29 protein-coding genes and 1 other RNA gene are annotated in these 24841 nt (G+C 37.3%); 16 read left to right on the top strand and 14 right to left on the bottom strand.

Going from position 1 to position 24841, the window contains the following annotated elements; genetic code table 11:
- Positions 1-576 precede the first annotated feature (576 nt).
- The 7 genes from CCAL9328_RS06850 (at position 577) to CCAL9328_RS06820 (ending at position 9254) form a co-directional block, all read left to right on the top strand.
- Complete coding sequence (locus tag CCAL9328_RS06850) at positions 577-1977, top strand: aspartate ammonia-lyase (RefSeq protein WP_170000306.1); 1401 nt, start codon at positions 577-579, stop codon at positions 1975-1977.
- Between the two features lie 95 nt (positions 1978-2072).
- Positions 2073-3416, top strand: a complete 1344-nt coding sequence (locus tag CCAL9328_RS06845; protein WP_169937697.1) for an anaerobic C4-dicarboxylate transporter — start codon at positions 2073-2075, stop codon at positions 3414-3416.
- Positions 3417-3602: 186 nt separating this feature from the next.
- Positions 3603-5888 (top strand): thiosulfate reductase PhsA, encoded by a 2286-nt coding sequence (phsA, locus tag CCAL9328_RS06840; protein WP_169937699.1) that lies wholly within the window; start codon positions 3603-3605, stop codon positions 5886-5888.
- 10 nt (positions 5889-5898) lie between these two features.
- Entirely contained in the window at positions 5899-6465 is a 567-nt protein-coding gene (locus CCAL9328_RS06835; protein ID WP_170000305.1) for a 4Fe-4S dicluster domain-containing protein, read from the top strand.
- Positions 6458-7432, top strand: coding sequence for an NrfD/PsrC family molybdoenzyme membrane anchor subunit (nrfD, locus tag CCAL9328_RS06830; protein ID WP_169937703.1), 975 nt, complete (start codon positions 6458-6460; stop codon positions 7430-7432). Before CCAL9328_RS06835 ends, nrfD begins: the two co-directional genes overlap by 8 nt.
- A gap of 60 nt (positions 7433-7492) precedes the next feature.
- Positions 7493-8152 (top strand): response regulator transcription factor, encoded by a 660-nt coding sequence (locus CCAL9328_RS06825; RefSeq protein WP_169937705.1) that lies wholly within the window; start codon positions 7493-7495, stop codon positions 8150-8152.
- Complete coding sequence (locus CCAL9328_RS06820; protein ID WP_169937707.1) at positions 8145-9254, top strand: sensor histidine kinase; 1110 nt, start codon at positions 8145-8147, stop codon at positions 9252-9254. The genes CCAL9328_RS06825 and CCAL9328_RS06820 overlap by 8 nt, the downstream gene beginning before the upstream one ends.
- Before the next feature lie 6 nt (positions 9255-9260).
- Here CCAL9328_RS06820 and CCAL9328_RS06815 read toward each other — a convergent pair whose 3' ends face one another.
- The 5 genes from CCAL9328_RS06815 to panB all read right to left on the bottom strand — a co-directional run bounded on the left by CCAL9328_RS06815 (position 9261) and on the right by panB (position 13938).
- On the bottom strand, positions 9261-10148 hold the full coding sequence (locus CCAL9328_RS06815; protein ID WP_169937709.1) for a cache domain-containing protein: 888 nt from the start codon (positions 10146-10148) through the stop codon (positions 9261-9263).
- Positions 10149-10151: 3 nt separating this feature from the next.
- Positions 10152-10514 carry an HIT family protein gene (locus tag CCAL9328_RS06810; protein WP_170000304.1) on the bottom strand — a complete coding sequence of 121 codons (363 nt, stop codon included), beginning with the start codon at positions 10512-10514 and terminating at the stop codon, positions 10152-10154.
- A gap of 13 nt (positions 10515-10527) precedes the next feature.
- Positions 10528-11568, bottom strand: a complete 1041-nt coding sequence (locus tag CCAL9328_RS06805) for an AI-2E family transporter (RefSeq protein WP_169972252.1) — start codon at positions 11566-11568, stop codon at positions 10528-10530.
- A 508-nt stretch (positions 11569-12076) separates the two neighbouring features.
- On the bottom strand, positions 12077-13105 hold the full coding sequence (gene ruvB / locus CCAL9328_RS06800; RefSeq protein WP_170000303.1) for a Holliday junction branch migration DNA helicase RuvB: 1029 nt from the start codon (positions 13103-13105) through the stop codon (positions 12077-12079).
- Positions 13106-13131: 26 nt separating this feature from the next.
- Positions 13132-13938, bottom strand: coding sequence for a 3-methyl-2-oxobutanoate hydroxymethyltransferase (panB, locus tag CCAL9328_RS06795; RefSeq protein ID WP_169972251.1), 807 nt, complete (start codon positions 13936-13938; stop codon positions 13132-13134).
- 85 nt (positions 13939-14023) lie between these two features.
- Between panB and CCAL9328_RS06790 the strand changes: the two genes are divergently transcribed.
- Together CCAL9328_RS06790 and ssrA are read left to right on the top strand one after the other, a co-directional pair.
- Positions 14024-14428: an Hpt domain-containing protein gene (locus CCAL9328_RS06790; protein ID WP_169937718.1), complete on the top strand. Its 405-nt coding sequence runs from the start codon at positions 14024-14026 to the stop codon at positions 14426-14428.
- A gap of 40 nt (positions 14429-14468) precedes the next feature.
- Positions 14469-14827: a transfer-messenger RNA gene (gene ssrA / locus CCAL9328_RS06785) on the top strand.
- Between the two features lie 150 nt (positions 14828-14977).
- On the opposite strand, the gene CCAL9328_RS06780 is transcribed toward ssrA, so the two are convergent.
- From CCAL9328_RS06780 to CCAL9328_RS06765, 4 genes are all read right to left on the bottom strand, one after another.
- Positions 14978-15610: an NAD(P)H-dependent oxidoreductase gene (locus tag CCAL9328_RS06780; protein ID WP_170000302.1), complete on the bottom strand. Its 633-nt coding sequence runs from the start codon at positions 15608-15610 to the stop codon at positions 14978-14980.
- Between the two features lie 71 nt (positions 15611-15681).
- The gene (locus tag CCAL9328_RS06775) at positions 15682-16068 is read right to left on the bottom strand and encodes a rhodanese-like domain-containing protein (protein ID WP_170000301.1); all 387 of its coding nucleotides are present in this window, start codon (positions 16066-16068) and stop codon (positions 15682-15684) included.
- 5 nt (positions 16069-16073) lie between these two features.
- Positions 16074-16616, bottom strand: a complete 543-nt coding sequence (locus CCAL9328_RS06770) for an SCO family protein (RefSeq protein ID WP_169937723.1) — start codon at positions 16614-16616, stop codon at positions 16074-16076.
- Between the two features lie 49 nt (positions 16617-16665).
- The gene (locus CCAL9328_RS06765) at positions 16666-17097 is read right to left on the bottom strand and encodes a copper chaperone PCu(A)C (protein WP_169972248.1); all 432 of its coding nucleotides are present in this window, start codon (positions 17095-17097) and stop codon (positions 16666-16668) included.
- Positions 17098-17251: 154 nt separating this feature from the next.
- Here CCAL9328_RS06765 and pgp2 point away from each other — a divergent pair, with 154 nt between their 5' ends.
- From pgp2 to CCAL9328_RS06740, 5 genes are read left to right on the top strand one after another with little or no spacing between them, the layout of a single operon-like run.
- The gene (gene pgp2, locus CCAL9328_RS06760) at positions 17252-18214 is read left to right on the top strand and encodes a cell shape-determining L,D-carboxypeptidase Pgp2 (protein ID WP_228026624.1); all 963 of its coding nucleotides are present in this window, start codon (positions 17252-17254) and stop codon (positions 18212-18214) included.
- A 2-nt stretch (positions 18215-18216) separates the two neighbouring features.
- A complete protein-coding gene (gene cmeU / locus CCAL9328_RS06755; protein ID WP_170000300.1) occupies positions 18217-18465 on the top strand; it encodes a CmeU family protein in 249 nt (82 codons plus the stop codon).
- Positions 18458-19474: an alanine racemase gene (locus CCAL9328_RS06750; protein ID WP_169972246.1), complete on the top strand. Its 1017-nt coding sequence runs from the start codon at positions 18458-18460 to the stop codon at positions 19472-19474. Before cmeU ends, CCAL9328_RS06750 begins: the two co-directional genes overlap by 8 nt.
- The gene (locus tag CCAL9328_RS06745; RefSeq protein ID WP_169937730.1) at positions 19471-19905 is read left to right on the top strand and encodes a hypothetical protein; all 435 of its coding nucleotides are present in this window, start codon (positions 19471-19473) and stop codon (positions 19903-19905) included. The genes CCAL9328_RS06750 and CCAL9328_RS06745 overlap by 4 nt, the downstream gene beginning before the upstream one ends.
- Entirely contained in the window at positions 19896-20303 is a 408-nt protein-coding gene (locus CCAL9328_RS06740; RefSeq protein WP_194239126.1) for a hypothetical protein, read from the top strand. Before CCAL9328_RS06745 ends, CCAL9328_RS06740 begins: the two co-directional genes overlap by 10 nt.
- 2 nt (positions 20304-20305) lie before the next feature.
- On the opposite strand, the gene htpX is transcribed toward CCAL9328_RS06740, so the two are convergent.
- From htpX to ribA, 5 genes are read right to left on the bottom strand one after another with little or no spacing between them, the layout of a single operon-like run.
- Complete coding sequence (gene htpX / locus CCAL9328_RS06735) at positions 20306-21196, bottom strand: zinc metalloprotease HtpX (RefSeq protein WP_169937734.1); 891 nt, start codon at positions 21194-21196, stop codon at positions 20306-20308.
- Positions 21183-21557: a hypothetical protein gene (locus CCAL9328_RS06730; RefSeq protein ID WP_169937735.1), complete on the bottom strand. Its 375-nt coding sequence runs from the start codon at positions 21555-21557 to the stop codon at positions 21183-21185. Before CCAL9328_RS06730 ends, htpX begins: the two co-directional genes overlap by 14 nt.
- Positions 21557-21760: a PP0621 family protein gene (locus CCAL9328_RS06725; RefSeq protein ID WP_169937737.1), complete on the bottom strand. Its 204-nt coding sequence runs from the start codon at positions 21758-21760 to the stop codon at positions 21557-21559. The genes CCAL9328_RS06730 and CCAL9328_RS06725 overlap by 1 nt, the downstream gene beginning before the upstream one ends.
- The gene (gene rsmG / locus CCAL9328_RS06720) at positions 21754-22308 is read right to left on the bottom strand and encodes a 16S rRNA (guanine(527)-N(7))-methyltransferase RsmG (RefSeq protein ID WP_169937739.1); all 555 of its coding nucleotides are present in this window, start codon (positions 22306-22308) and stop codon (positions 21754-21756) included. Before rsmG ends, CCAL9328_RS06725 begins: the two co-directional genes overlap by 7 nt.
- On the bottom strand, positions 22298-22870 hold the full coding sequence (ribA, locus tag CCAL9328_RS06715; protein WP_169937741.1) for a GTP cyclohydrolase II: 573 nt from the start codon (positions 22868-22870) through the stop codon (positions 22298-22300). Before ribA ends, rsmG begins: the two co-directional genes overlap by 11 nt.
- 66 nt (positions 22871-22936) lie before the next feature.
- On the opposite strand from ribA, the gene hemB reads away from it, so the two are divergent.
- Together hemB and argF are read left to right on the top strand one after the other, a co-directional pair.
- Positions 22937-23914, top strand: a complete 978-nt coding sequence (gene hemB / locus CCAL9328_RS06710; RefSeq protein ID WP_169937743.1) for a porphobilinogen synthase — start codon at positions 22937-22939, stop codon at positions 23912-23914.
- Positions 23915-24838: an ornithine carbamoyltransferase gene (argF, locus tag CCAL9328_RS06705; protein WP_170000299.1), complete on the top strand. Its 924-nt coding sequence runs from the start codon at positions 23915-23917 to the stop codon at positions 24836-24838.
- Positions 24839-24841: the final 3 nt, after the last annotated feature.

Raw genomic sequence — 24841 nt, 5'->3', positions numbered from 1 at the left:
AGTCGGGCCATCCTCTTCTTTTTAATATTCATATATAATTTTTTTACTTAAGTTTTCTGTTTAAATCTTTATATAAAGCTACTATTTGTGGCCATAATGGAATAAATTTAACACATTTTACTCTCATAAAAGTAAATGGATATAATATTTTTCTAAAAATTAGCTAAATTTTAAAAATTTTGCAAGAGAAGTCTTAAACAATATTTGCTAAGATAGGGCAAAAATGAAAATTATCATAAAAAGCGCCAAAATTTAGAATTTCTGCATAAAATTTATAAAACTTTTAATACTATTTTGGATAAAAATTATCAAAAAATCATGCTCTAAGCTTAAAAAGCATGGTGGAAATATGAGAAAATACGCAATATTTTAATAATAAAAAAATAACATTTTAAAAAAATATCATTTTTTGTCAATCAAATATATAAATTTTAACTTAAATTATATTTTTAGTATTAACCAAAAGTGCGATTAAATGAGATTTTTGAAGAAAGTTTAAAAAATAAAATCCAAATTAATTTAAAAAATTAAAAAAAGAGATATAGTTTCACTAACAATTTTCTTAAAGGAGAAATGATGGGAACAAGAAAAGAACACGACTTCATTGGTGAGCTAGAGATAGACGACAGCGTTTATTACGGTGTGCAGACTTTCAGAGCGCTTGAGAATTTTCATATGAGCGGTAGAACTCTTAAGGATTATCCGTTTTTTGTAAAAGCATTTGCTCAGATAAAAAAAGCAGCTGCACTAGCTAACAAAGAGGTTGGTGTTTTGGATGCCGATAAGGCCGATGCTATAGCTAAAGCTTGCGATGAGATAATTGCAGGTAAATATCTTGACCAATTTGTAGTTGATATGATACAAGGTGGCGCTGGAACATCTACAAATATGAACGCAAATGAGGTTATCACAAACATTGCACTTGAGCTAATGGGTCATAAGAAAGGCGAGTATCAATACCTACATCCAAATGATCACACCAACCTTGGTCAAAGCACAAATGATGCTTATCCAAGTTCAATAAAAGTAGCTGCGCATGCCAAACTTGGCGATCTTCTTAAAGCCATGGAAGGGTTAAAGGCTGAGCTTGAAATAAAAGCAAAAGACTTTAAAGACATAATCAAAATGGGTAGAACAGAGCTTGAAGATGCTGTTCCTACAACACTTGGTAATACCTTTAACGCGTTTGCAAGCTATATTAAAAGCGATATCGCTAAAATCACAGCTGCTCGCGAAACTTTAACTCATCTAAACATGGGTGCTACTGCGATAGGAACTGGCATTAACTGCCACCCTGACTATAAATTCGTAGTTGAGAAAAAGTTAAGCGCTATTACGGGGGTTGATTTTAAACCGGCTGAAGATTTTATCGCTGCTACACAAGATACAGGAGATTTTGTTCATGTAAGCGGTGCTCTAAAAACAGCTGCTGTTAGACTAAGTAAGATCGCAAACGATTTAAGATTAATGAACTCAGGTCCAAGATGCGGTTTAGGTGAGATTAATCTACCTCAAATGCAACCTGGTAGTTCAATCATGCCTGGTAAAGTAAATCCGGTTATTGCTGAAGTGGTAGGCGAGGCTTGCTATGAAGTTATCGGTAATGACGTAACTATAATGCTTTGCAGTGAGAGAGGAGAATTTGAACTAAATGCGTTTGAGCCAGGTATAGCTTATGGATTATTTAACTCTATTACAATCCTTGAAAACGCAATGAAAACATTGTCTGAAAAAGCTATCAAAAAACTTACTGCAAATCCTGAAGCTTGCTTAAAATCAGTACTAGGCTCTGTAGGTATAGTTACAGCGTTTAACCCTTATATTGGTTATGAAAAATCAGCATCTATTGCTAAAGAAGCTTTACAAACAGGCAAAGCCGTAGGTGATATCTGCTTAGAAAGAGGATATTTAACTAAAGAAGAGATCGATAAGATTCTTGAGCCAAAAAATATGCTAAATCCAAGCATGGGCAAATAAATTTAAGATAAGTATTTGGTTGAATATGTCAAAATTCAACCAAATGTTCTTAAAAAATTTTTTTAAAGACAAAATTTAACAAAAGGAGTTTCGTTATGGATATAATGCTGATTTTGCAGATTATAGTCCTGTTCGGAGGCATCTACCTAGGCGTTAAGCTTGGTGGTATGGGTGTCGGTTATGCCGGCGGTTTAGGTATCATTATACTAGCTATGCTTGGTATGAAAGTTGAGATGAAGGGCATCCCTATGGATGTTATCCTTATTATTGCTTCTGTTATCTCTGCAATTACTGCTATGCAAGTTGCGGGTGGTCTTGACTTTTTGGTTCAAGTAGCTTCTAAAATTTTACGTAAGAACCCAAAACAAATCAACTACCTAGCACCAATAGTTACATATTTACTAACTATATTTGCTGGTACCGGACACACTGCGTTTTCTATGCTTCCTGTTATTACTGAGGTTGCAAAAGGTCAAAACATCAAACCAAGCGCACCACTTGCACTTGCTGTTGTTTCAAGCCAAGTAGCAATTACTGCTAGCCCTATCTCAGCAGCATTTGTTGCAATGACAGGCGTTTGTGAGCCTTTGGGTGTTAGCTATCCTATACTTTTATTTATATGTATTTCTACAACTTTCATTGCTATGGTTGTAACTGCATTTTTTGTAAACAAATTTTACGATCTTGATCTTTCAAAAGATCCTATCTATCAAGAAAGACTTGCAAAAGGTCTTGTTGAAGAGGTAAAAAATGTTGAGTATAAAGAGCTAAAACCTTATGCAAAAAGATCAGTTGCGATATTTGGTGTTGGTGTTTTGATTATCGTTGCTTATGCGCTTGCGATCTCAAAAAGTGTTGGTCTTATCGAAAATCCAATCTTAACACGTGATAATGCCATCATCAGCTTTATGCTTACTATCGGTTTTGCTATCGTTGTTTTATGTAAAGTTGAAACTGGTAAATTACTTTCAACTAGTACATTCCAAAGCGGTATGAACGCTTGTATATGTATCATCGGTATCGCATGGCTTGGAACGACATTTGTTAACGGACACATTGAAAGCATTAAAGAGATAGCTAAAGATGTGGTTGTCCAGTATCCATTTATCCTAGCTGTGGTACTTTACTTCCTAAGCTGCTTGCTATACTCACAAGCTGCAACAACTCGCGTTATGATGCCTGCTGTTGCCGTTGCTCTTGGTATGACAAGTCCTGAGAATGCACAACACGTTTGGATCTTAGTTGCTTCTTTCGCAGCTGTTTCAGGCTTATTCGTGCTTCCAACTTACCCAACAACACTTGGCGCTATCGCTATGGACGACACAGGAACAACAAAAGTCGGTAAATTTGTATTTAACCACTCATTCTTTGTTCCAGGTACTATAATGGTAGCAATATCAGTTGCTTTGGGCTTCCTTGTTGCACCTGCGCTTTTATAAAAACTAAAATCGGTTAAGAGAAATCTTAACCGATTATTCTTCCTTTTAATAGAATAAAATGTAACATTTTTTACATTTTCTCCCATTTAATATAAATCTTAGAAACTAAATTTTATCTTTAAGTAAAATTTTACTCTATTTTTACGAAATTATTGTAAAATAATACTGAAGTCTAAGGAGGAGAAGATGAATAAATCAAGACGAGATTTTTTAAAAACAAGCGCTGGAGCGGGTGTTTTAGCAACCTGTTTTACGCCTGGCAGTCTAGGGGCGGTTGGTGCTAAAGCATTAAAAGGAAGCGAGAGTTTTACTCCTAGCTTCTGTGAAATGTGCTCTTCACGATGTCCTATCGAAGGACGCGTGGTAGACGGTAAAAACGTCTTTATACAAGGTAACCACAAAGCGTCCGGAACAGGAACTTCAGTATGTGCTAGAGGTGGCTCTGGACACTCTCAGCTTTACGATCCGCAACGTATAGTTAAGCCTTTAATACGCGTTGGCGAAAGAGGCGAAGGCAAATGGCGTGAAGCTAGTTGGGATGAGGCGTTAGATCTAGTTGCAACTAAAATGCAAGAGATTAAAGATAAATACGGACCGCAAAGCTTTGTGTTTACCTGTAAAAGCTGTCAAACACATAAGTTGATGGTAAATTTTGCTTCAAGCTATGGTTCGCCAAACTGCTTTTCTCACTTTTCAAACTGTCCGATAACATACCAAATGGTTTGTACTCACATGTATGGTGACGCGAAGTTAAAACGTGACTTTAGCAACGCAAAATACATTGTAAACTTCGGACACAATTTATTTGAAGGCATAGTTATATCAGATGCTAAAAAGCTTGCGAAATTTGCGGACCAAAAAGATACAAAGCTTGTAGTTCTCGAGCCTAGATTTAGTGTTGTTGCTTCAAAAGCAGACGAATGGCTACCTGTAAAACCGGGAACTGACCTGGCTTTTGTTATGGCGCTTATTAATACATGGATTAAAAATGATACTTATAATAAAGAATTTATAGAGAAATTTACTATAGGCTTTGATAAGGTCGTAGAGGCGGCAAAAGATACTACTCCACAGTGGCAAGAAAGTATCACTGGCATACCTGCTGCAACAGTTGAGCGTATAGCGGCTGAAATTTGGGCTGCAGCACCTCGCGTTATCATTGACTTTGGACACAAAACTACAACTACAAGAGCCGAATACATGAGAACAAGAGCCATTATGACTGCAAATGCTATGATGGGCAACTGGGAAGTTAAAGGCGGTCTTTTTGGTGGTAAAAATGCAAAAACATATAACAAATTAACAGGACTAAATGAAATCCCCGAGATAACAAACCCAGATAAAGACTTTAAAGTGCCAAAAGGAACAAGGGTTGACTTTGCGGGTGAGGATGGAAAACATAAATTTGTTAGCCGCCAACACGGTGTTTTGATGGATATTCCTGACGCAATTTTAACAGACAAACCTTATCCTGTAAAAGGCTGGTTTAATATACGATTTAACCACCTAATAAACGTTGCCGGTACGCAAAAAACGATAGATGCTATGAAAAAACTTGACTTTATCGTAGTAAGTGATGTTTACCTAAACGATATGGCAACTTATGCGGATGTGGTTTTACCTGAGAGCACTTATCTTGAAAGAGATGAGGGTATAGAGGATAAATCAGGTCAAAAACCTGCATATATGATAAGAAATAAAATAGTCGAGCCTATCGGCGATACAAAGAGTGGCGCTGAAATTTTCAGAGAGCTTGCGCGCAAAATGAAAATAGACGAACTATACAAATGGAACGACATCAGAGAGTGGCGTATGCAACAAGTAAAGGGCAATGTAGACCTTTTAGCTGCCCTTGAAAAAGACGGTTATGTGACCTGGAAAGTACCTGGAATTTTATATAGAGAAAAAGGTTCTGTTGCTAAATTCGTTGAAAAATATCCAAGCGCAGCTCAATTTGTAGATGAAAACGGTCTTATGGACGGTATGGCCAAACTTAAAACAAAGAGTGGCAAGATAGAGCTATTTAGCGAGGAAGTAGAGGCTCAGTTCCCTGGGTATGGTTGCTTAAATACGCTAGATATGGATGTATTTGGCGGTCATGAGCTTTGCTTGATGAGTGGAAAAACACCTATACATACAAATGGACATACGCAAAACGTTCCTTTCTTAAATGATATGATGAGTGAAGCTCCGATCTGGATACATCCAAAAACTGCAGCAAGAAAAGGACTAAAAGACGGAGATAAAGTTATCTTGCAGAATAAATTTGGCAAAGACAAAGGTAAAGTTATGCTGACTGAGGGCATAAGAGAAGATACGTTGTTCGTTTATCACGGATTTGGTCATACAACGCCTGGCATGACTCGTACAGACGGCGACGGAACAAACCAAAGCAGACTTTTAAATCCGGAAGAGGGTCCGGTGGCAGCCACGATGATAACAAACGTTGGCGTGGACATTATTAAGGCGTAAGGGGGAGATGATGAAAAAATACTTTATGATACATGATGAAAATTTATGCATCGGCTGTCAAGGCTGTTCGGTTGCATGCAGAAGCGAAAACAACGTTCCAAGCGGAGTTTATCGCTTGCAAGTGCATGCAAAAATGACAGGAACGTTTCCAAATTTAAAGATGGATTTTTTACGCCACAGCTGCGTTATGTGTGAAGATAGTCCTTGCGTTACGGTATGTCCTACGGGAGCTAGTTTTAAAACGGCAGAAGGCATTACACTGCTTGATCATCGCACATGTGTTAGCTGTAAATACTGCATCCTGGCCTGTCCTTATGATGCTCGTTTTGTTGAGCCGCAAACAGGTGAGATAGGTAAGTGTACATTTTGCTATGAAACACGCCTTTCAAAAGGCGAGCAGCCGGCTTGCGTTGCAGTTTGTCCGACAGATGCTCTTACATTTGGAGATCTAAACGATGAAAATTCTGAAGTTTCAAAAATCATGAAAGAGAAAAAAGTCTATCTTCCTAAAGAGGAATTTAAAACAAGACCACAGCTTGGAATGATAGCTAACCGCAAAGGAGGAAACAATGAATAATATGTGGGGAAGTATGGCTCAATATAATGAAATTTATTGGCCTTGGCCGATCGCGGTGTATTTATTTTTGGCGGGTCTTAGTGCAGGTGCGATGATAGTTGCGTTATTTCTTAGATGGAAGGGTATAGAGCTTGATAAAATTTCATCATCTTCTAAATTTGACGGTTGTTTTAAGGCAGCTGCGATAATAGCACCTATAACTATTTGTGTGGGACTTGCACTTTTGGTGCTTGACCTTGGTAAGCCTCTTAGTTTTTACTGGATACTTATAAAATATAACTTTGCTTCAGTTATGTCTATAGGTGTTGCTTTGCTTTTGCTTTATACGCCTCTTGCGTTTATTTATTTGTTAGTTGCATTTGCACCGCAAATAAAAGCAAGCAATATATCTATCTTAGAGAGTCTTTCAAATTTAGTTTTAAAGTCAGGTCTTGTAAAATTAATGGAAATTTTACTTTTCGTCCTAGCTATAGGAGTTGGCGTATATACGGGCTTTTTGCTAAGTGCGATAAGCAAACTTCCACTATGGGACACCCCTGTGCTTCCTATACTATTTTTAGTTTCAGGATTTAGCTCTGGTATAGCTGCAAGCGTTATTTGTGGTATGGTCTTTTTTAAAGATAATATCGACCAACATGTTGTGGCAGGCTTATTAAAATTTGACCTTTTTGCGATAGTTTGTGAGATAGCCTTGCTTGGTGCTTTATTTGCTCTTATGTTTTCAAAGGGCGGTAGCAGTGAGGTTGTTGCTGTTCAAGCTTTAGGAAGCGGCGCTTTAGCAGGGATTTTCTGGTTTGGTGTTGTAGGTATGGGACTTGTTTTGCCTATCGTGATAGATCTTACCGTATTAAAAGGTCATGCATATAAACCAACTGCAATACTTTTAAATACTTTACTTGTAATATGTGGCGTAATTTTGCTAAGATATTACATTGTTTATGCAGGTCAAATTTTTACCGGTGCATGAGCAACATGAGCGTTTGTTTTATACAAACGCTCCTTTAAATTTAAAGAGCAAAGGTTTACGTTGAAGATTTTACTTTTAGAAGATGACATACAGTTTCAAGAGAGTGTTTGTGAGTATTTGCAAATGCTTGGATATGATGTTGATTGCGCTAGTGACGGTCAAAAAGCTTGTGATCTGATAGCTAGCAACTTTTATCATCTTTTTATCCTTGATATAAAAGTTCCAAAGATAAGCGGACATGAGGTTATAAAATACATAAAAAATTTAAATTTAAACACGCCTATAATGATCACAACATCGCTTGTTGATATCGATGATATGGCGATAGGCTACGAGCTTGGCTGTAATGAGTATTTAAAAAAGCCGTTTGAGCTAGCTGAGCTTAAATTTAGAGTTGCCGAGCTTATGAGGAAGTATTATAGTGTCGATGATAAAAATGTAATTAAGCTAAATGGGGGATTTGAGTTTAATACAAGCAAAAGAGTTTTGCAAAAAGATGGGGCTTTAATAGACTTAAGTGCTAAAGAGACTGACCTTGTTGAGTGCTTAGTATCTCATCTAAACATGTATGTAAGCATGGATGAGTTGCGTGAGTTTGTCTGGGGCGACAAAGAGATAGACGGCGCTGATATAAGGATGCATGTTCTTAAAATTCGTCAAAAAACATCAAATGAATTTATAACATCAAAAAGACGAGTCGGCTATAAAATAAATGGATAAAAGCTTTAAAATTCCCATTTTAGCCACTATCGTCATTATGGCGTTATTTGTATTTCAAAGTTTGGTTATTTTGGGATTAAGCCAAAAAGATGAGACTTCAAAAAATCTTTTTAGCTTACTTAAATACGAAAAACAAATACGAACACTGTTTTTAAACAACAAAGAGATGCCAACTTCTCTTATATTTAAATACGCTATTTATGATGCTGATTTTAACCCGATCGTTTCTACCCTTAGTGTAAGACCTGAAAATTTTAAATTTGTTGTGCTTGAGCAAGGTAAATTTTTATTTTATAAGAGTTTTTTCTTTAAGGATAAAAAGCTTTACTATATCATAGTAACCCAAGAGCAAAGCAACAAACGTATGGTTTTCTTAACCGCTCTTATGCTTACCGTTGCCTTGGTTATGGTGTTTTTTATACTTTATATGAGTTATCTTGGTAGTGTAAAGCCATACAAAGATGTTCAAAGATACATGAGTAACTTCTTTAACGATGCCATGCATGAGCTAAAAACACCTCTTGGCGTAGCAGGTATGAACCTTGAAATGCTTGGCATGGATAACAAATACACAAATCGTATCAAAAATGCCCTAAAACAAATGCAAATAACATACGAAGATGTCGAGTTTTACATCAAACGCGGATATATAAAATTTCCAAAAGAGCGGATCGACCTTGGCTTATATATACATGAAAGAATTTTGTTTTTAAATAGCGTTGCCCAGTCAAAACATATCATGCTTGTTCCAAATTTAGAAGAAAAAATTTTTGTCAATATCAGCAAACTTGCAGCTCAAAGGATAATCGACAACACCATTACAAATGCTATAAAATACAGTCCTCAAGATAGCAGGGTGATAATAAATTTAAGATCAAACGGCGAAGAGGCCGTGCTTAGTGTTCAGGATTTTGGTGATGGTATTAAAGATACAAAGCGTATCTGGAAGCGTTATGTAAGAGAAGACGAGGTGCGAGGCGGTTTTGGTCTGGGGCTAAATATCGTGAGTGAAATTTGTAACAAGGAAGATATAAAATACGAAGTAAAAAGCGTCCCTAAAGAGGGAAGCACTTTTTATTATTATTTTCAAATTTCAGATTGATAACATTTAAAACAAGAACTCGTTGTCTGGGATGTAGTTTTGTGATAGGTTGCGCTCTTTTTCATCTTTGTTGATATGAAGCACGTAATATCCTATACGCTTTGAGCTAGCATCCATAAGTGGCACGACACTAAAATAATGGTTCTTATATCTTATGAAGTCATTTTGATCAAAGTCTATATCGCGTAAAATTTCAAGTATATTTAAATTTGCGGTATTTAAATTTTCGATATAGTATTTGCTAAGTAAATTTGCGTTTCTTATGCCTTGTTTGCTTATGGCTTGGTCCTTATCTAAAAGCACAAAAAGATCGATACCTTGTTCTTTAAAAAACTCTCCCATGTACTCAAAATCAAGCATAACCTCTATCGTGCCAACATTTTGCTCGCCTGCCATTACTCCTGATATGGAGCGGATCTTAACTCCAGCCATGCCGACTTCTATCCCTGTCATTGGTCGTTTTTGCTTTGCTGACTCGCTGATGAGGTGTCTAAAGTGAGTAAGTTTATCTCCATAAAGCTTTGTATCCCAGCTTCTAACATAGCTTCTTAAGTCTTTTGTATGCAGATGAAGACGTAAATTTTTATATACGGAAACCGTGCCGAAGGTGTTTATTATCTCCTCAACATCTTGCAAGCACTTTGTTCTGTCGTTGCTCGTAAAACACTCTTGTATCGCGTCGTTTTTGCTTAAGATGATAGCAAGTGCCAGCGATGATAGTTTTGCGTCTTCTATGTTTTTGTTAAGTTGTTTGATCTGATAGTCGAAATAAACCTTTATACTCTCTTCTTTACGCTCTTTTAGATACTGTGAGTATAGATTGTAAAGTATGGTGCAAACTACTAGGCTTACGATAAGCGTGACGGAGATTATGGCATTTTTTTTATCTTGCAACAATCATCCTTTTAAGCTATCGCTTAAAATTTTTGCAAAGTCATCAAATTTGGCTAAATTTAACTTGCTTTCGCGTTGTTTCTTGCCCCAAACGCTTTCTGGGAAAAATACGTCGTCTTCAAAACGTGCTATGACGTGTATGTGCACGTGAGGGACATAGTTGCCAAAGCTTGCGATGTTTATTTTTGTTGGATTATAAAACTCAAGCATAGTTTTTTCGGTTATTAACATCGCTTCAAAAAGTCTTGCACGAGTTTTTTCGTCGCATTCACTAAGCTCTCGGTATGGGAATTTGGTAAAAATTTTAACCCAAGGAAGCTCATTTTCTTCGCGTTCTACTTTTATAAATTCATCTTCAAATATCATATCTTCTCCTCAATTATACAAATGATCTCTCTCTAAGTAGAGTGTAAAGTTTTATAACGGACATAAAAAACGTAACGATAGCAGGACCAAGTATCACGCCCCAAAAGCCAAATGTAGTAAGTCCCGCGATCATTGCAAAAAATATCAAAAGTTCGTTTATTTGAGTTGGAATTTTAACCAAACGAGAGTTAATAAATTTTATCACGAGAGGCTTTAAGAAGGTATCTGCGATGATTGATATAACTACGATCGTATAAACGGCGATCACGATCGCTGCAGAAACATTACCGTTTGCAAACTCGTAAAGGCTTAGCGGACCCCATGCTAAAAGACCGCCGATGACTGGCACAAGTGACGCAAAAGCAAATAAAATTCCCGTCAAAAAGCCATCATATCCGTATATCATAGTGATAATAGCAAACAAAAAACCTTGTATTATCATATTTGCTATGGTTGAGTATGATACGACGCTCATTACGTTTGCTACCTCGCTTAAGACATACTGTGTGTCGTATTTTTCTAACGGAAGAGCATTTTTTAAATACGCAACAAGCTCGCTTCCATAAAGGTTGCAAAAAAAGAAAAACACAAGTATAACAATTATATCGGCTATAAATTTAACGCTGGTTTTACCTAAATTTGTAAGGTTTGATATGAGTTGAGTAAAGAGTGTTTTGATGTCAAATTCGTTTATAAATTCCTTGAAATTTGGCTCTAAAAACGAAAGTGCGCCAGGGAGCTTGAAGTCGTAATTTTTTATGTAGTCGATAGTCGTCGTGATATTATCTATGTCAAAGCCTGCTGCATGCTTGGTTATTTTTATAACTGCATAAAGCAAAGGCGCTATGAACAACAAGAACAAAACTATCGTCGTAAGCGAAGCCGATAGAGTTCTTTTGTTTTTTGTAATGGTTAGAAATTTGACGTTTATGTTTGATGTTGCGACCGCCAAAAGCATGGCGATAAAGATATTTAACAAAAATGGTTTAAATAGATAAAGCACTAAAGAGAGTGCAAAAAATACTAAAAATCCAAAAAATATGCGACTATTCATTGCTTTCCTTGCTAAAATACAATATTATAGCAAATAATATCAAATAATCCACGGTCAATTTTGTATTAAATATTTCATAACATTTCGCGTTTGCTATCTTGCTGTGTATTATACGTTTAGTGTAACAGTTTGTTTGCATGTCTTCTTTTTATGGGTGATTAAGTGATGAGGAGTAAAATAAGTTAAATTTACAAAGGAGAAGAAATGAGCGAGTTTTATCCGTTTACGGACGATGCGAAATTGCTTTATGAAAGTAGGAGTTCTATGGTGGTTTTTGGTAAATTTGCTAGGTAAAACCGGCGCAAATAATGAAAATATTACAGAAGCTTTAAATAAATTAACCTCAAAATGATAAATAAAATAAAAAACAATACCATGCCAAGCTGAGTGAGTGAGAATGGTTTATTTGATGTCAGGTGGCCATATTAAAGTAGTAGTTTATACAAAAACATGAAGCTTTGGGTTAATAGTTGGGATTAATTTTATCTAACTTTTGAGTGAGAAATGCTCACTCATTAAATAGTGTTTTCTCGCTAGCTTTTAGATCGCTTGGCGGCGAAATTTTAAACACATCATATGCCTTTGCTGAGGCGATCCTGCCACGAGCAGTTCGCTCGATATATCCGTTTGCTAGCAAGTATGGTTCAAGTACGTCCTCAACTGTCCCCTCATCTTCGCTCATTGCTGCGGCTATCGTACTTAGTCCTAGAGGTCTGCGCTTTGCTTCTAGTAAAATTTCTAGGTATTTTATGTCCATTTCGTCAAAGCCAAGAGAGTTTACACCAAGTGCGTCAAGCGCCTCTTTGCTTCGCTCATGTGAGATGAAATTTTCATCGTTTACTTCGGCAAAGTCGCGAATTCGTTTTAATAGTCTTAAAGCGATACGCGGTGTTCCGCGTGAGCGCTTGGCTATTTCCAAAGATGCCTTTATGTTGCACTCTTTGCCTAGTTTTGCAGAGGCGATTTCTACGATACGAGATAGTTCTGGCGGCGTATAAAACTGAAGACGAAAGTCCATACCAAAGCGATCGCGCAAAGGTGCGGAGATCATGCCCGCACGCGTTGTAGCTCCGATGAGGGTAAATTTTGGTAAGTCTATCTTTATCGTTTGAGCAGCCGGTCCCGAACCTATGATAATGTCAAGACGAAAGTCTTCCATCGCAGGATATAGCACTTCTTCTATGGCTGGACTTAGGCGATGAATTTCATCTATAAAAAGCACGTCGCCCTCTTGTAGGTTTGTAAGTATCGCTGCTAGATCGCCACTTTTTTCTATCATCGGGGCGGCGGTCATTTTTATACTTACTCCCATTTCGTTTGCGATGATGTGAGCTAAGGTCGTCTTTCCAAGCCCGGGAGGTCCGTAAAAAAGCACATGATCTAAGCACTCACCACGCTTTTTGGCAGCTTTTATGAAGACATTTAAATTTTGCTTGATCTTTTCTTGCCCGATATAATCATCAAATACCGACGGACGGAGTGAAACTTCGTATTCGCTTTCGAAATTTATCTTTTCTATTTCTACTATTCTATCCATTTCATCTTCTATTTTAAATTTTATTTTTAGTTTTTATACTCAAATTCTTCGTTTGGGAAGGCTCTGCTTTTTACTTCATCAGCATAGTTTTGAACGGCATTTTTGATCAAATTGGCGCCATCTAGGTAGCGTTTTACAAATTTTGGTTTAAATTTATCAAAAAAGCCAAGCATATCAGACCAAACTAAAATTTGCCCATCTACTTGGTTCCCTGAACCTATGCCGATTATCGGTACATTTACACTTTTGCTAACTGCTTGCGCAACATCGGAAACAACTCCTTCAAGCACGATGGCAAACACCCCGGCTGCCTCTAGCGCTCTTGCGTCGTTGATTAAATTTTGAGCGGTTTTTGGATCGCGACCTTTGACGCTATAGCCACCTTCAAATCTCACGAATTGAGGCATTAGCCCGATATGTCCGCATACGCTTATGCCTTCATCGCAAAGGCGTTTGATGGTATTTGCCACTCTTAGCCCGCCTTCTAATTTAACTGCATCTGCTTTTGTTTTTTTGAAAATTTCAACTGCATTTTTTAATGCCATATCCTCATTTGTGTAGCTACCAAATGGCATATCGGTTATGATAAGTGCTTGTTTTGCGCCCGCACATACGGCATTTGTGTGATATATCATCTCGTTTATACCGATACTTAAGGTGTCTTGCTTGTTGTTAAAGCTCATATTTAAGCTATCTCCGACAAGAATGATATCCGTCACTTCATCAAAGATTTTTGCAAAAAGTGCATCATAAGCCGTTATGGCAACTATTGGCTCTTTGTTTTTTTTCTTTTGTATATCGGTGACTGTTATTTTTTTTGTGTTAGTGGTCATTAAATTCTCCAAATATTAACAAAAATTATTTAATTTTATCAAAATTTTGTTACAATTCATATCAACCTATGCTAAGGATGTAAAAATGGGTATGCTAAAAAGACTTGAAGTGGACTTTTCTTATGATATTGTTGAGGAATTTTTATCGCATTATTCGTTGATGTGTGATCTAATGGAGCCTTTAATCGTAAATTTATCACGCGAGGACAAATTTAAAAACAACATCGATGAACTTTTTAGAATTTTTCATAATATCAAATCCGCCGCAGGTTATATGCATATCGATCCTGTTTTAAAACTTACCACGCTTGCCGAAGATGTCTGTGAGGAGGCTAGGAGTTTGCAAGGACCCGCAAATGATAGTTTTATTGATTGGCTTTTGCTTGTTAGTGATCAATTTGCAAAATACAAAAACGATATAGAAGGTGATGCTGAGTATTTTAGTGTTCTCAATCCAAATATAATCGATATACCTTCGCAGCTTGACTAAAAATTTAAAAAGCTGTAAAATACTGGACTAATCTCTTTACGGGAGCGACTTGGCTTCGACAGGAGCAGGATGGTCGTGGTGGCATGTCGCTTTGAGCAAAGCGTAAAAAGCTCAAATTAAATTTAAACGCAAATAACGTTAATTTCGCTCCTGCTTACGCTAAAGCCGCGTAAGTTCAGTTGAGCCTTGCGCTTTTTGATACTATCTAAAAGAGTCCGCGAGTAATCCAGATAGTGTAGGCTAGCAGTTTGACGAGCTGAGAGTCGAAACCTTGTCTTAGTCTAGCTTTTGGTTTTGGAAAGTGAGCCTTGCTAGATGAAACTTTCACTTTTGCTAAACATGTAGAGGCTGCGGTTGTTTTGTTTTTGGACAGGGGTTCGATCCCCCTCGCTTCCACCATTTAGGCTATTTAAATCCCTTTTAATAACTTTCATTTTGATACAGTTTTATTTATATTTTGCTATGTTCTTATTTTAATGATTGTTTGAATTTTTAAAAAGTAAATTTTTGAAGATTTTTAACGAGCCGAAATTTGGCTCGTTAAGTAGATTAATTTATCCAAGTAACAACGTCGTCCATCGTTCTGCGATATTTAACAGGCTGTTCGTTTAGGCGGTATCCAAACGGTATAGCTATGGCTACGCGGTGTTTTTTGGGATCGATATTTAAAAGCTTGCCAACCTCTTCACGCTCAAAACCCTCTATCGGGCAGCTGTCTATGCCAAGAGATGCTGCGGCATTCATCATGTTTATCGCAGGATACATGCACTGCTCGTGTGACCATTGAAATAGCAACTCATCGTCGTCTTTAAAATTCTCTGTGATGAAACTTTTGTAAAAATTCACTCTAGCTTCATGCTCTTGAGGTGTTTTATCAGGACGTCTGTTTATCATATCAGCTACGTATTTGCTATCGCTTTTGATGTCTGAAATTTTAGCTAAAATGATAACCAAGTGCGAGCAAGTGGTGATTTGCGGTTGATCCCATGATACCTTGCGTATCTTTTCTCTAAGTGCCGGGTTTTGCACCACTACAAAGTCCCATTGCTCAAGTCCTGTCGAGCTTGGACTTACACGACCCGCTTCTAAAATAAAATCAAAATCTTCGCTTTTAATCTTTTTTGTGTCGTCAAAAATTTTGCATGCATGGCGAAAATTTATAATATCAAGATAGTTTTTCATCTTTTTTCTCCTTTTAAAATTTATACGATATGATACGATTTAAATTTAAATATTTTACATAAAATTTATATTTATTGATTGGGCGAAACGGGTTGATAGCCTTTTGCTATGAGTGAACTCATGCCCCCATGTAGGTTGATAATCTTTAGGTTATCGCCATTTATAAACTCTGCAAAAGCTCTACTTCTTGCGCCACTTCTGCAAATAAGCGCGATTGGCTCTTTTGTGTCTATGCCGGCTGCCTTTAATGACATCAAAAAGCCCTCTTTGTCATTTGTCATAGTAATAAGTTTTGCACCTTTTACTACGCCTGTGTTGTGCCATTCAGGAGGTGTTCTAATGTCTACGACCTGTTTAAATTCAGATATGTTTTTTGGTGTTGCATCTATGGTCGCAACTTCAGCAAACATAGTCGTAGCGCATAGTGTTGTAAGAAGAAATTTATGTATTTTTATCATTTTGATTACGGTCTTTCTTTGATAAGATTTAAGATGTTTTCTTTGATATTTTCTGTGGTTAGATTTGAAATTTCAGAGTAAAATTTACCATTTTTGTCGATTAGATATATCGATGAACTGTGTGCTACGGTATAAAACATTTCCGAATTTGGCATAGGAATTTCTTTAAATTTAACTCCATAATTCGCCGTTACTTTGTCAATGTCAAGTAGCTTTAGACCAGTTGCATCTTTATAGAAATTTTTAGCCATCATTGTTAGGTCTTCTGGCTTATCTCGCTTTGGATCAAGCGTTATGAAGATTAGCTCAAAGTCATTTCTATCTAGCTTAGTTAGCACATCGCCTACCAGTGAAAGCGTAGTAGGACAAACATCTGGACAAAAAAGATAGCCAAAATATATCGCTTTATATTTTCCTTCAAATGATTGCAAGCTAACTTCTCCGCTTGGAGAATACGCCTTAAAGTCGTATTTTGACGGTTTTAGAAGCAAAAGAGCAGCTCCACCGATTATTAGCACAAAAACCAAAAAAGCAAATATTTTTTTCATTACACACTCCTAAATTTGCATAAATGTGGTTAAATAACGCAAGCTGCGTTTATCTGAAGTTGTTTATGACTTTTATATCGTTAAAATTTAGTATTTCTCCGTTATCAAAGCTCATTTCAAGATCAACTATATCACCGTCAACAAGCGGTTTATCAAGCCCTATAAGCATGACGTGAAGTCCGCCCGGAGCTAGTTTTGCCATGCCTTCTTTGGGAACATTTATGTCGTCTATCTTTGTCATCATTTTCATACCATCAACCAGTTTATGTGTGTGTAGCTCAGTGCTTTTGCATATGCTTGATTTAACAGCGACTAGTTTTACATCGGCGTTTGAACTGTTTTTTATGTCCATAAATATCGCACTATTGCTTGCACCGATATTTGAAGGACGAGCTCTTAAATTTTCAACGCTAATATCAGCTGCTAAGAGACTCGCACAAAAACCGCCCGACAAAAGGCAAACAAGTAGAAATTTTTTCATAACTAACTCCTTGTGAAATTATTTTTTTGTATTTTATGTCATTATACGCAAGTTTTATTATATAGTGCTTAGCTTAAAAAGTGAAATTTAACGCTTAAAAGTGAAATTTTTAGGCTATAATTACGCTTTAAATTTTTACTTTAATGGGGTTAGATTGAAAAAGCTTTTATTACTTGTGTCTTTCATGGTGGCCGCTTGGGCTCAAAACTACGAAGAAATTTACCTAAAAAATGGAATTTCAGCTGTCATAAAAGAGATAGAAAAAAATATCTTAAGCAAAGAGTATTGGCTTAAAAAGCTTGATGGCAAGGACGTAAAATACGGTTACTATGACAATGATATTTTGCTTACGGTGGTTGATAAAACAGATAAAAAACTAAGCGTATTTACTTACTCGGACGGTGTTTTAAAGCAGACTTTTGATACTGGCGTTATAGTTGGCAAAAGCGGTGAAAAGCTTATAGAGGGCGACCTTAAGACGCCGATTGGCGTGTATCAGCTAACAAGAAGATTTGTGCCTAGCGATAGATATCTTGGACCGCTTGCATTTTCTCTTTCTTACCCAAATTTACTTGATAAACTTGCAAAAAGAAACGGCGGAGGCATATGGATACATGGTTATCCGCTTGATGGCGAGAGGACTGATGAGCTTAAAACAAAAGGCTGTGTCGCCATGGAGAACGATACTTTAATGCAATACGACAAAATCATCGATTACAAGCGCTCTTTGGCGTTAATTTACGAAGATGCTAAGCCAAATGCAAGTGCCGAGCAAATCGCTGTTATTATTTCAAAGCTCTTTAGATGGAAAAAGACATGGAGTGAGAGCGATATAGAAAATTATCTAAAATTTTACGATAAAAATTTCGCAAGATACGACGGTATGAGTTTGGATAAATTTCAAAGCATGAAAAGAGCGATATTTGCCAGAAAAGAGAGTAAAAATATAGCTTTTTCGAACCTTATCATCACACCTTATCCGAATTTAAAAAATGAGAATATTTTTAGAGTAAGCTTTTTTGAGGACTACTCTACGCCGACATATAAATTTCAAGGACAAAAAACACTTTACGTGAAACTTTACGGCGACGATATGAAAATTTTAATAGAGGAGTAAGCGTGCAAGAAGAGTCAAAACAAGCACAAGTTAAGGAAAAGATAGAAAAAATTTTTGCCGCAAGAGCGCAATTTTTTGAGTTATTAGATGCAAATGTGCCTAAAAAGGGTTATACTGATGTTTTTGATTTTGATAAAGCAAAAGATGTAAATTTAAAAGAAATTTATGCCAAATTTTATGCGTATGACTACGCTGTTAGAAAGCTACTACCAGACGTATATAGCGCTTATGATGTGAAATTTAATGTCTGAAATTCGTCTAAATAAATCCGCCTATACACATAATCTAACACAAATTTGCAATAAAGCGGGCGGTAAAGAGCGCGTTATCTTGGTTTTAAAGGATAACGCATATGGGCACGGGGCTTTGCTTATAGCTCCTGTTGCAAAGGAATTTGGTATAAAATTTTGTGCCGTAAAAAACGAAAAAGAGGCGCATGAGATAGGTGAGTTTTTTGATAAAATTTTGATCCTTTCTCACATACCAAATAAAAACGAAAGTCAAAATTTCATATACGGTATAAATGATATTTATGCTTTAAATAGCGTCAAAGACGGCACTAGAATTCATCTTGCGATTGATACGATCATGCATAGAAACGGGCTTTGTATAGATGAGCTTGATAGTGCTTTTGATGTTATTTTAAGTAAAAATTTAAAGCTTGAGGGTGCTTACACGCACTTTAGGGCTAGTGACGAGATGAATGCGGATTATTTTGTGCAAAAGCAAAAATTTAGTGAGGCGAAGGTGAAAATTCTCGCCTTTTGTGATAAATTTAGACTTTTAAAACCGATATTTCACTCTCATAACTCAGCCGGAGTTGAAAGATTTAGCGATATGAGCGATGATATGGTTCGTGTAGGTATCGCTCAGCATGGATACGCGCAGTTTAACGATAGTCTAAATTTGCAACCCGTTCTTAGTCTGTGGGCACAGCGCATTAGTCAAAGAGTGCTAAAAGCCGGTCAATGCGTAGGATATGGGGCTAAATTTTGCGCTACAAGCGACATAAATATAGCTACATATGACCTTGGATATGGCGACGGGCTTTTGCGATATACGGGAGATGGAGATCTAACGCTAGCAAACGGCAAACGGCTTCTTGGCAAGATGTCGATGGATAGCTTTAGCTGTGAAAATTGCGGTGAGATGGTTTGTGTGTTTGATGATGCAAATGTGTGGGCGCAGTTTTTTAATACGATAAATTATGATGTTTTAACAAAGCTCTCGCCGTTTATAGATAGAAAATGGCAATCATGAAAAAAGCTCTTTTTGCCATTTGCTTGGGAGTGGTGGCTTTTGCAAATAACGCAAACGAGCTTAAAATTTATGAACAAATTTTATCAAGTCTAAAAACGGAAGAAATTCCAAAATTTATAAAACAACTAGCAGGTCAAAATTTACCATACAGAGTTGATGAGATGGTTGTGATAGACTCGCTTGATATTGATGGTTTAAACGTCAATGCAAATTTTAAATTAAACGATACCGCAAATAGAAAGATTTCAAATTTAAAAAAAGCACAGGTGGCACGGCTTAAAAATGAATTCTATCAAAACGGCAAAAGTGCGATTTGCGCTACAAGTATTGCAAAAGTCATGCTAAACAGAGGTATAAAACTAAATGGTAGCTATACGCTAAACAACAAACATCTTTTTGATATATCGGTGGATAAGAGCAGTTGCGAGTAGTTTTTTTACTATGTGTGATTTTAAATTTTGTCCTCTCTCAAACAAGCCACGAAGCTGCTGAAATTTATGCCAAAGCATATAAAAAGGCTCTTCCGCTTAGATGTAATTCAAACATCGTTTTAAACGACCTTTTAAATATCGCTGATGTCTTGCTTTATAGATATGCTGTTAATGACACAAAAAAGACTTGGGTCTCAAAATTTAACAAAGAAGAGCTTGAAAAATACGCAAGCGAAACAAGAAAAATGAACTTGACTCAAATTTGCTCCGATAAAAAAGCTCTTGATATGCTTGACCAAGACATTATTATGGAACATGTTTTTTATTTTGAGACTGGCAAGCTTTTGTTTGAGTATAGCATTAAAAAGGCTGACTGTCTTTTGCTGCAAAATCAATAAATTTATCTTCTAAAAAAGCCGCTTGCCCCGTGATTTCTATGACTTGTGCCTAGTTGCTGAGCTAGTTCGTTTAGCCTTACTATCCTATCGCTTGTACTTGGATGAGTCCTAAAAAGACCGCTGAATTTGTCTTTAAATGAGCCAAATGGATTTACGATAAACATATGTGCGCTTTGCGGTGAGGCGTTTTGTATAGCATATGAGCGCGAGTAGTTTTCAAGCTTGTTTAGTGCGCTTGCTAGCCACTCCGGGTGTCCAGTCATTAGCGCTGCACCTTTGTCGGCTTTATACTCCCTTTCTCTTGAGATAGCCATTTGTATTACGCTAGCTGCTAGTGGCATCACAACCGCGATGATGATCATCATAAGAGCATTGTTGCGCTGTGAATTTTCTCTATTCATCGCGCCAAATTGAGCAAAATTTGCAAGCATGGCGATCGCCCCTGCAATAACTGCGGCGATCGTTCCGGTTAGGATGTCGTAGTGGCGCACATGGCTTAGCTCGTGAGCTAAAACCGCTTCCACTTCGTTTTCGTCTAATAAATTTAAAAGCCCTTCCGTTGCCGCTACGGCTGCGTGGCTTGGGTTTCTTCCTGTGGCAAAGGCGTTTGGCATTTGCTCGGGTATGATGTAAATGCGAGGCATTGGCATGCTTGTTTTTTGGCAAAGTCTTTTAACGATGGCGTAAAGTCCATGCGCGCTGTTTTCGTCTACTTCAATGGCGTTATAGCGCTTTAATACCAACTTGTCGCTAAAAAAGTAGCTAAAAAAGTTCATGCCAAGCGCCACTAAAAATGCCATTATCATGCCTTGTTCGCCACCGATCCATGCTCCTACAAACATAAAAAGAAGCACAAGCCCTACCATTAAAAAACAGGTTTTAAAAATTTCCACCTACGACCCCTTTCTGAAATATCGCAACATCAACGCCAAATTTAGCAAGCTCTTCAAGCTCGTGCTCATGAGTTATTACGCAGGCTATTTTTGCGTCAAAAAGATAAAATTGTGCCAGGTCGGACAAATTTTTTGCGATTAATTTATGGCAAAGTATAAATTTTGCGCCACAAGCGTTTGCTATGATGGCTTGTTTGGTGTCTATGCAGACGGTGGCGAAGTTCATTTGATGTTGCTTTGCAAATTTTATGAGATCTTTATCAAACTCAAACAAATTTAGCCTATCTTTTGACATCTCGTTTGTGCTTTGTGTCCAAAATAGCGGTTCAAATTCCACTAGCTCATGTCCGATAAGTTGCATTATCTAGCCTTTATGCAATCACGACAGACATATCTGCCGTTGCTTAAAACAGCACTTTTCATGTCGACGAAAGTGCCGCATTTGTCGCATTCTACGAAATTTTCTATTTCTTTATTCCCACTGTCTTTTTTGCGTAGCATTTTAAAAAATACGAGATAAATTACCGCAAATACGATGATTAAAGTTATGATTTTTCCTAGCATATATTTTCCATTAAAATGTAATTTCTGTTTTTGTTATTATAAATTTCAGCCTTTATATCGCCTAGTTCTTCGTTTACGCTCGATCCCTTATAAAGCAGAAATTTTGTGCTTTTATCATAAAAGCCATTGCATATTTTGATCAACTGGGGTGTTTTCATCAAGGCTCTTGATGTTATAAGGTCTGCATGAAATTTATTAGAATTTTCGATCTTTTGGCTGTGAACCGTGAGATTTTGTAAATTTAGAGCAACTTTTGCGTAACTTAGAAAGGATGATTTTTTAGCGTTTGGCTCAAACAAATGCCACTCGCATTCGTTCATTATCATTGTTAAAAATATCGCAGGAAAGCCGGCACCACTACCGACATCAATGGCTACTTTAGCATCTTTTATGTCAAAAATTTCTATCGGAGCTATGCTGTCAAGAATTTGCTCGTCTATATTTTTGTAGTTTGTAAGGCTGTGTATGCGGTTAAATTTGGCTAAAATTTCGGCAAATTTAACTGTTTTATCTTTAAATTCAGGTGACAAAACCAAGCTATTTTTCATCTAAAATATGTCCCATTTGCTCTTTTTTAACACGCAAATAACCCTCGTTAAATTCGTTTGGCTCTATTACGATCGGCACTCTTGCTACGACTTCTACACACTTTAACCCCATTAGTTTAAGTGGGTTGTTTGTGAGTAAATTTATCTTTGTTATACCAAAATGTTTTAAGATAAAATCAACTATCTCATATGTTCGCTCGTCGGCTTTAAAGCCAAGTTGGTGGTTTGCCTCTATCGTATCAAGCCCTTTGTCTTGAAGTGCGTAAGCGTTTATTTTGTTTAAAAGCCCTATATTACGACCTTCTTGACGAAGATAGATAACCATACCGCTATGTTCTTCTATAAATTTTAAACTCGCCTCAAGTTGATCGCGACAGTCGCATTTTAGGCTTCCTATCGCATCTCCTGTTAGACACTCTGAGTGGATACGCACATTTGTTACATCGCCAAAAGGCTCTTTGTAGATCGCTAAATGCTCTTTAAATCCCTCTTTAAAAGCTTTAATTTTGTATTTACCAAATCTTGAGGGCAGGTTGGCAATGTTTGAAATCTCGATTTTCATATTAAATTTACTCCAACTATGATACACTTATAAAATGAAATATTTTAGCAGATAAAAGGCAAAATTATGTTTAAACGCTTTAGAAGACTTAGGATAAACCCTGCAATAAGGGACATGGTTCGTGAAAATTCGCTTAGTGCAAGCGACTTTATATATCCGCTTTTTGTGGTGGAAGGCAAGGGGATAAAAAAAGAGATAAACTCTATGCCGGGTGTCTTTCAGATGAGTTTAGATGAAATTTTAAAAGAGTGCGAAGTTATCGTAAATTTGGGCATAAAGTCTATTATCTTGTTTGGAATTCCAAATTTAAAAGATAGTATCGGCTCTGACGCATTAAGTAATGATGGTATTATCGCCACAGCGCTTCGTGCGATCAAAGATAAATTTCCACACCTTGTCGTCGTAACCGACCTTTGCTTTTGCGAATACACAGATCACGGACATTGTGGAATTTTAGATCATGTTCATGAGACTGTTGATAATGACGCTACGCTTGAAATTTCAGCCAAGCAAGCGCTTATACATGCTAAAAACGGAGCTGATATGATAGCACCTAGTGGCATGATGGACGGCATTATCACGACGCTTAGAGAAGCACTTGATGAAAACGGCTATGAAAATCTGCCTGTTATGGCGTATTCGACCAAATTTGCTTCAGCGTATTACGGACCGTTTCGTGACGTAGCAGAGAGCGCGCCAAGCTTTGGCGATAGAAGAAGCTATCAAATGGACGCTGCAAACCGCTTGGAGGCAGTAAATGAGAGCTTGGAAGATGAGGCGCAAGGAGCCGATATACTCATGGTAAAACCCGCACTTGCCTACTTAGACATCATTCGTGAGCTAAGAGATGCTACAAGACTTCCCGTTTGTGCGTATAACGTAAGTGGTGAGTATGCTCTTTTAAAAGCTGGAGCAAAAGCTGGTGTGATTGATTATGAAAGAGTGATGATGGAGACCTTGCTTGGCTTTAAAAGGGCGGGTGCAGATCTGATCATAAGCTACCACGCCAAAGAGGCTGCCCAAATTTTAAGAAAAGGACTTTAAGTGAGACATTTTTTAACGTTAAACGACTTTAGTAAAGAGGAAATTATTGAAATTTTAAATTTAGCCATCGAGATAAAAAAAGAGGCTAAAGACAAAAACTATAAGCCTTATCTAAAAGAGCAAAGTCTTGCTATGATATTTGAGAAAAGCTCTACTAGGACTAGGGTGAGCTTTGATGTGGGGATGTATCAGCTTGGCGGGCATGCGATGTTTCTAAGCTCAAATGATATCCAAATCGGACGCGGTGAGCCTATAAAAGACACGGCACGCGTAATAAGTGGAATGTGCGATATGGCGATGCTTCGCGTTAATCGCCATGAGACGTTGGAGGAATTTGCGAAATTTAGTAAGATCCCTGTGATAAACGGACTTAGTGATAAATTTCATCCCGTGCAACTAATGGCCGATATGCTAACTATGATAGAGTGCGGGCTAAAAGTGGAAGAGGTAAAGGCTGCATATGTGGGAGACGGAAATAATATGACTCACTCGTGGCTGATGTTAGCTAGCAAGCTTGGCTTTGAGTTTAGAGTCGCCACGCCAAAGGGCTATGAGGTGGATGCGGAGATCTTAGCCGCGGCTCAGGAGAATGCTAAAATCTCAGGTGCTAAAATCATCATCACAAATGATATAAAAGAGGCGATAAGCGGCGCAAATGTCGTTACTACCGATACTTGGGTCTCAATGGGACAAGAGGCGGAAAAGGAAAAACGCATAAAAGAATTTGCGGGCTTTTGTGTGGATAGTGAGCTAATGAAATTAGCCGATAAAAAAGCTATATTTTTGCACTGCTTACCTGCTTACCGCGGATATGAAGTGAGCGAAGAGGTTTTTGAGGCGCATGCGGACGAAATTTTTGCCGAGGCGGAAAATAGACTGCACGCGCAAAAGGGTGTAATGGTTTGGCTTGATAGGCATAGATAAAAT

It is taken from the genome of Campylobacter sp. RM9328 (assembly GCF_012978615.1).
Note: the sequence above shows the minus strand (reverse complement) of the source record. Positions and strands in the feature narration are given on the sequence as shown.

Excerpts from the sequence above, each read along its gene's own strand:
- CCAL9328_RS06850 (WP_170000306.1), top strand. The coding sequence starts at position 577 with ATGGGAACAAGAAAAGAACACGACTTCATTGGTGAGCTAGAGATAGAC.
- CCAL9328_RS06845 (WP_169937697.1), top strand. The coding sequence starts at position 2,073 with ATGGATATAATGCTGATTTTGCAGATTATAGTCCTGTTCGGAGGCATC.
- phsA (WP_169937699.1), top strand. The coding sequence starts at position 3,603 with ATGAATAAATCAAGACGAGATTTTTTAAAAACAAGCGCTGGAGCGGGT.
- CCAL9328_RS06835 (WP_170000305.1), top strand. The coding sequence starts at position 5,899 with ATGAAAAAATACTTTATGATACATGATGAAAATTTATGCATCGGCTGT.
- nrfD (WP_169937703.1), top strand. The coding sequence starts at position 6,458 with ATGAATAATATGTGGGGAAGTATGGCTCAATATAATGAAATTTATTGG.
- CCAL9328_RS06820 (WP_169937707.1), top strand. The coding sequence starts at position 8,145 with ATGGATAAAAGCTTTAAAATTCCCATTTTAGCCACTATCGTCATTATG.
- CCAL9328_RS06810 (WP_170000304.1), bottom strand. The coding sequence starts at position 10,514 with ATGATATTTGAAGATGAATTTATAAAAGTAGAACGCGAAGAAAATGAG.
- CCAL9328_RS06805 (WP_169972252.1), bottom strand. The coding sequence starts at position 11,568 with ATGAATAGTCGCATATTTTTTGGATTTTTAGTATTTTTTGCACTCTCT.
- ruvB (WP_170000303.1), bottom strand. The coding sequence starts at position 13,105 with ATGGATAGAATAGTAGAAATAGAAAAGATAAATTTCGAAAGCGAATAC.
- panB (WP_169972251.1), bottom strand. The coding sequence starts at position 13,938 with ATGACCACTAACACAAAAAAAATAACAGTCACCGATATACAAAAGAAA.
- CCAL9328_RS06790 (WP_169937718.1), top strand. The coding sequence starts at position 14,024 with ATGGGTATGCTAAAAAGACTTGAAGTGGACTTTTCTTATGATATTGTT.
- CCAL9328_RS06780 (WP_170000302.1), bottom strand. The coding sequence starts at position 15,610 with ATGAAAAACTATCTTGATATTATAAATTTTCGCCATGCATGCAAAATT.
- CCAL9328_RS06775 (WP_170000301.1), bottom strand. The coding sequence starts at position 16,068 with ATGATAAAAATACATAAATTTCTTCTTACAACACTATGCGCTACGACT.
- CCAL9328_RS06770 (WP_169937723.1), bottom strand. The coding sequence starts at position 16,616 with ATGAAAAAAATATTTGCTTTTTTGGTTTTTGTGCTAATAATCGGTGGA.
- CCAL9328_RS06765 (WP_169972248.1), bottom strand. The coding sequence starts at position 17,097 with ATGAAAAAATTTCTACTTGTTTGCCTTTTGTCGGGCGGTTTTTGTGCG.
- CCAL9328_RS06750 (WP_169972246.1), top strand. The coding sequence starts at position 18,458 with ATGTCTGAAATTCGTCTAAATAAATCCGCCTATACACATAATCTAACA.
- CCAL9328_RS06745 (WP_169937730.1), top strand. The coding sequence starts at position 19,471 with ATGAAAAAAGCTCTTTTTGCCATTTGCTTGGGAGTGGTGGCTTTTGCA.
- CCAL9328_RS06730 (WP_169937735.1), bottom strand. The coding sequence starts at position 21,557 with ATGCAACTTATCGGACATGAGCTAGTGGAATTTGAACCGCTATTTTGG.
- CCAL9328_RS06725 (WP_169937737.1), bottom strand. The coding sequence starts at position 21,760 with ATGCTAGGAAAAATCATAACTTTAATCATCGTATTTGCGGTAATTTAT.
- rsmG (WP_169937739.1), bottom strand. The coding sequence starts at position 22,308 with ATGAAAAATAGCTTGGTTTTGTCACCTGAATTTAAAGATAAAACAGTT.
- ribA (WP_169937741.1), bottom strand. The coding sequence starts at position 22,870 with ATGAAAATCGAGATTTCAAACATTGCCAACCTGCCCTCAAGATTTGGT.
- hemB (WP_169937743.1), top strand. The coding sequence starts at position 22,937 with ATGTTTAAACGCTTTAGAAGACTTAGGATAAACCCTGCAATAAGGGAC.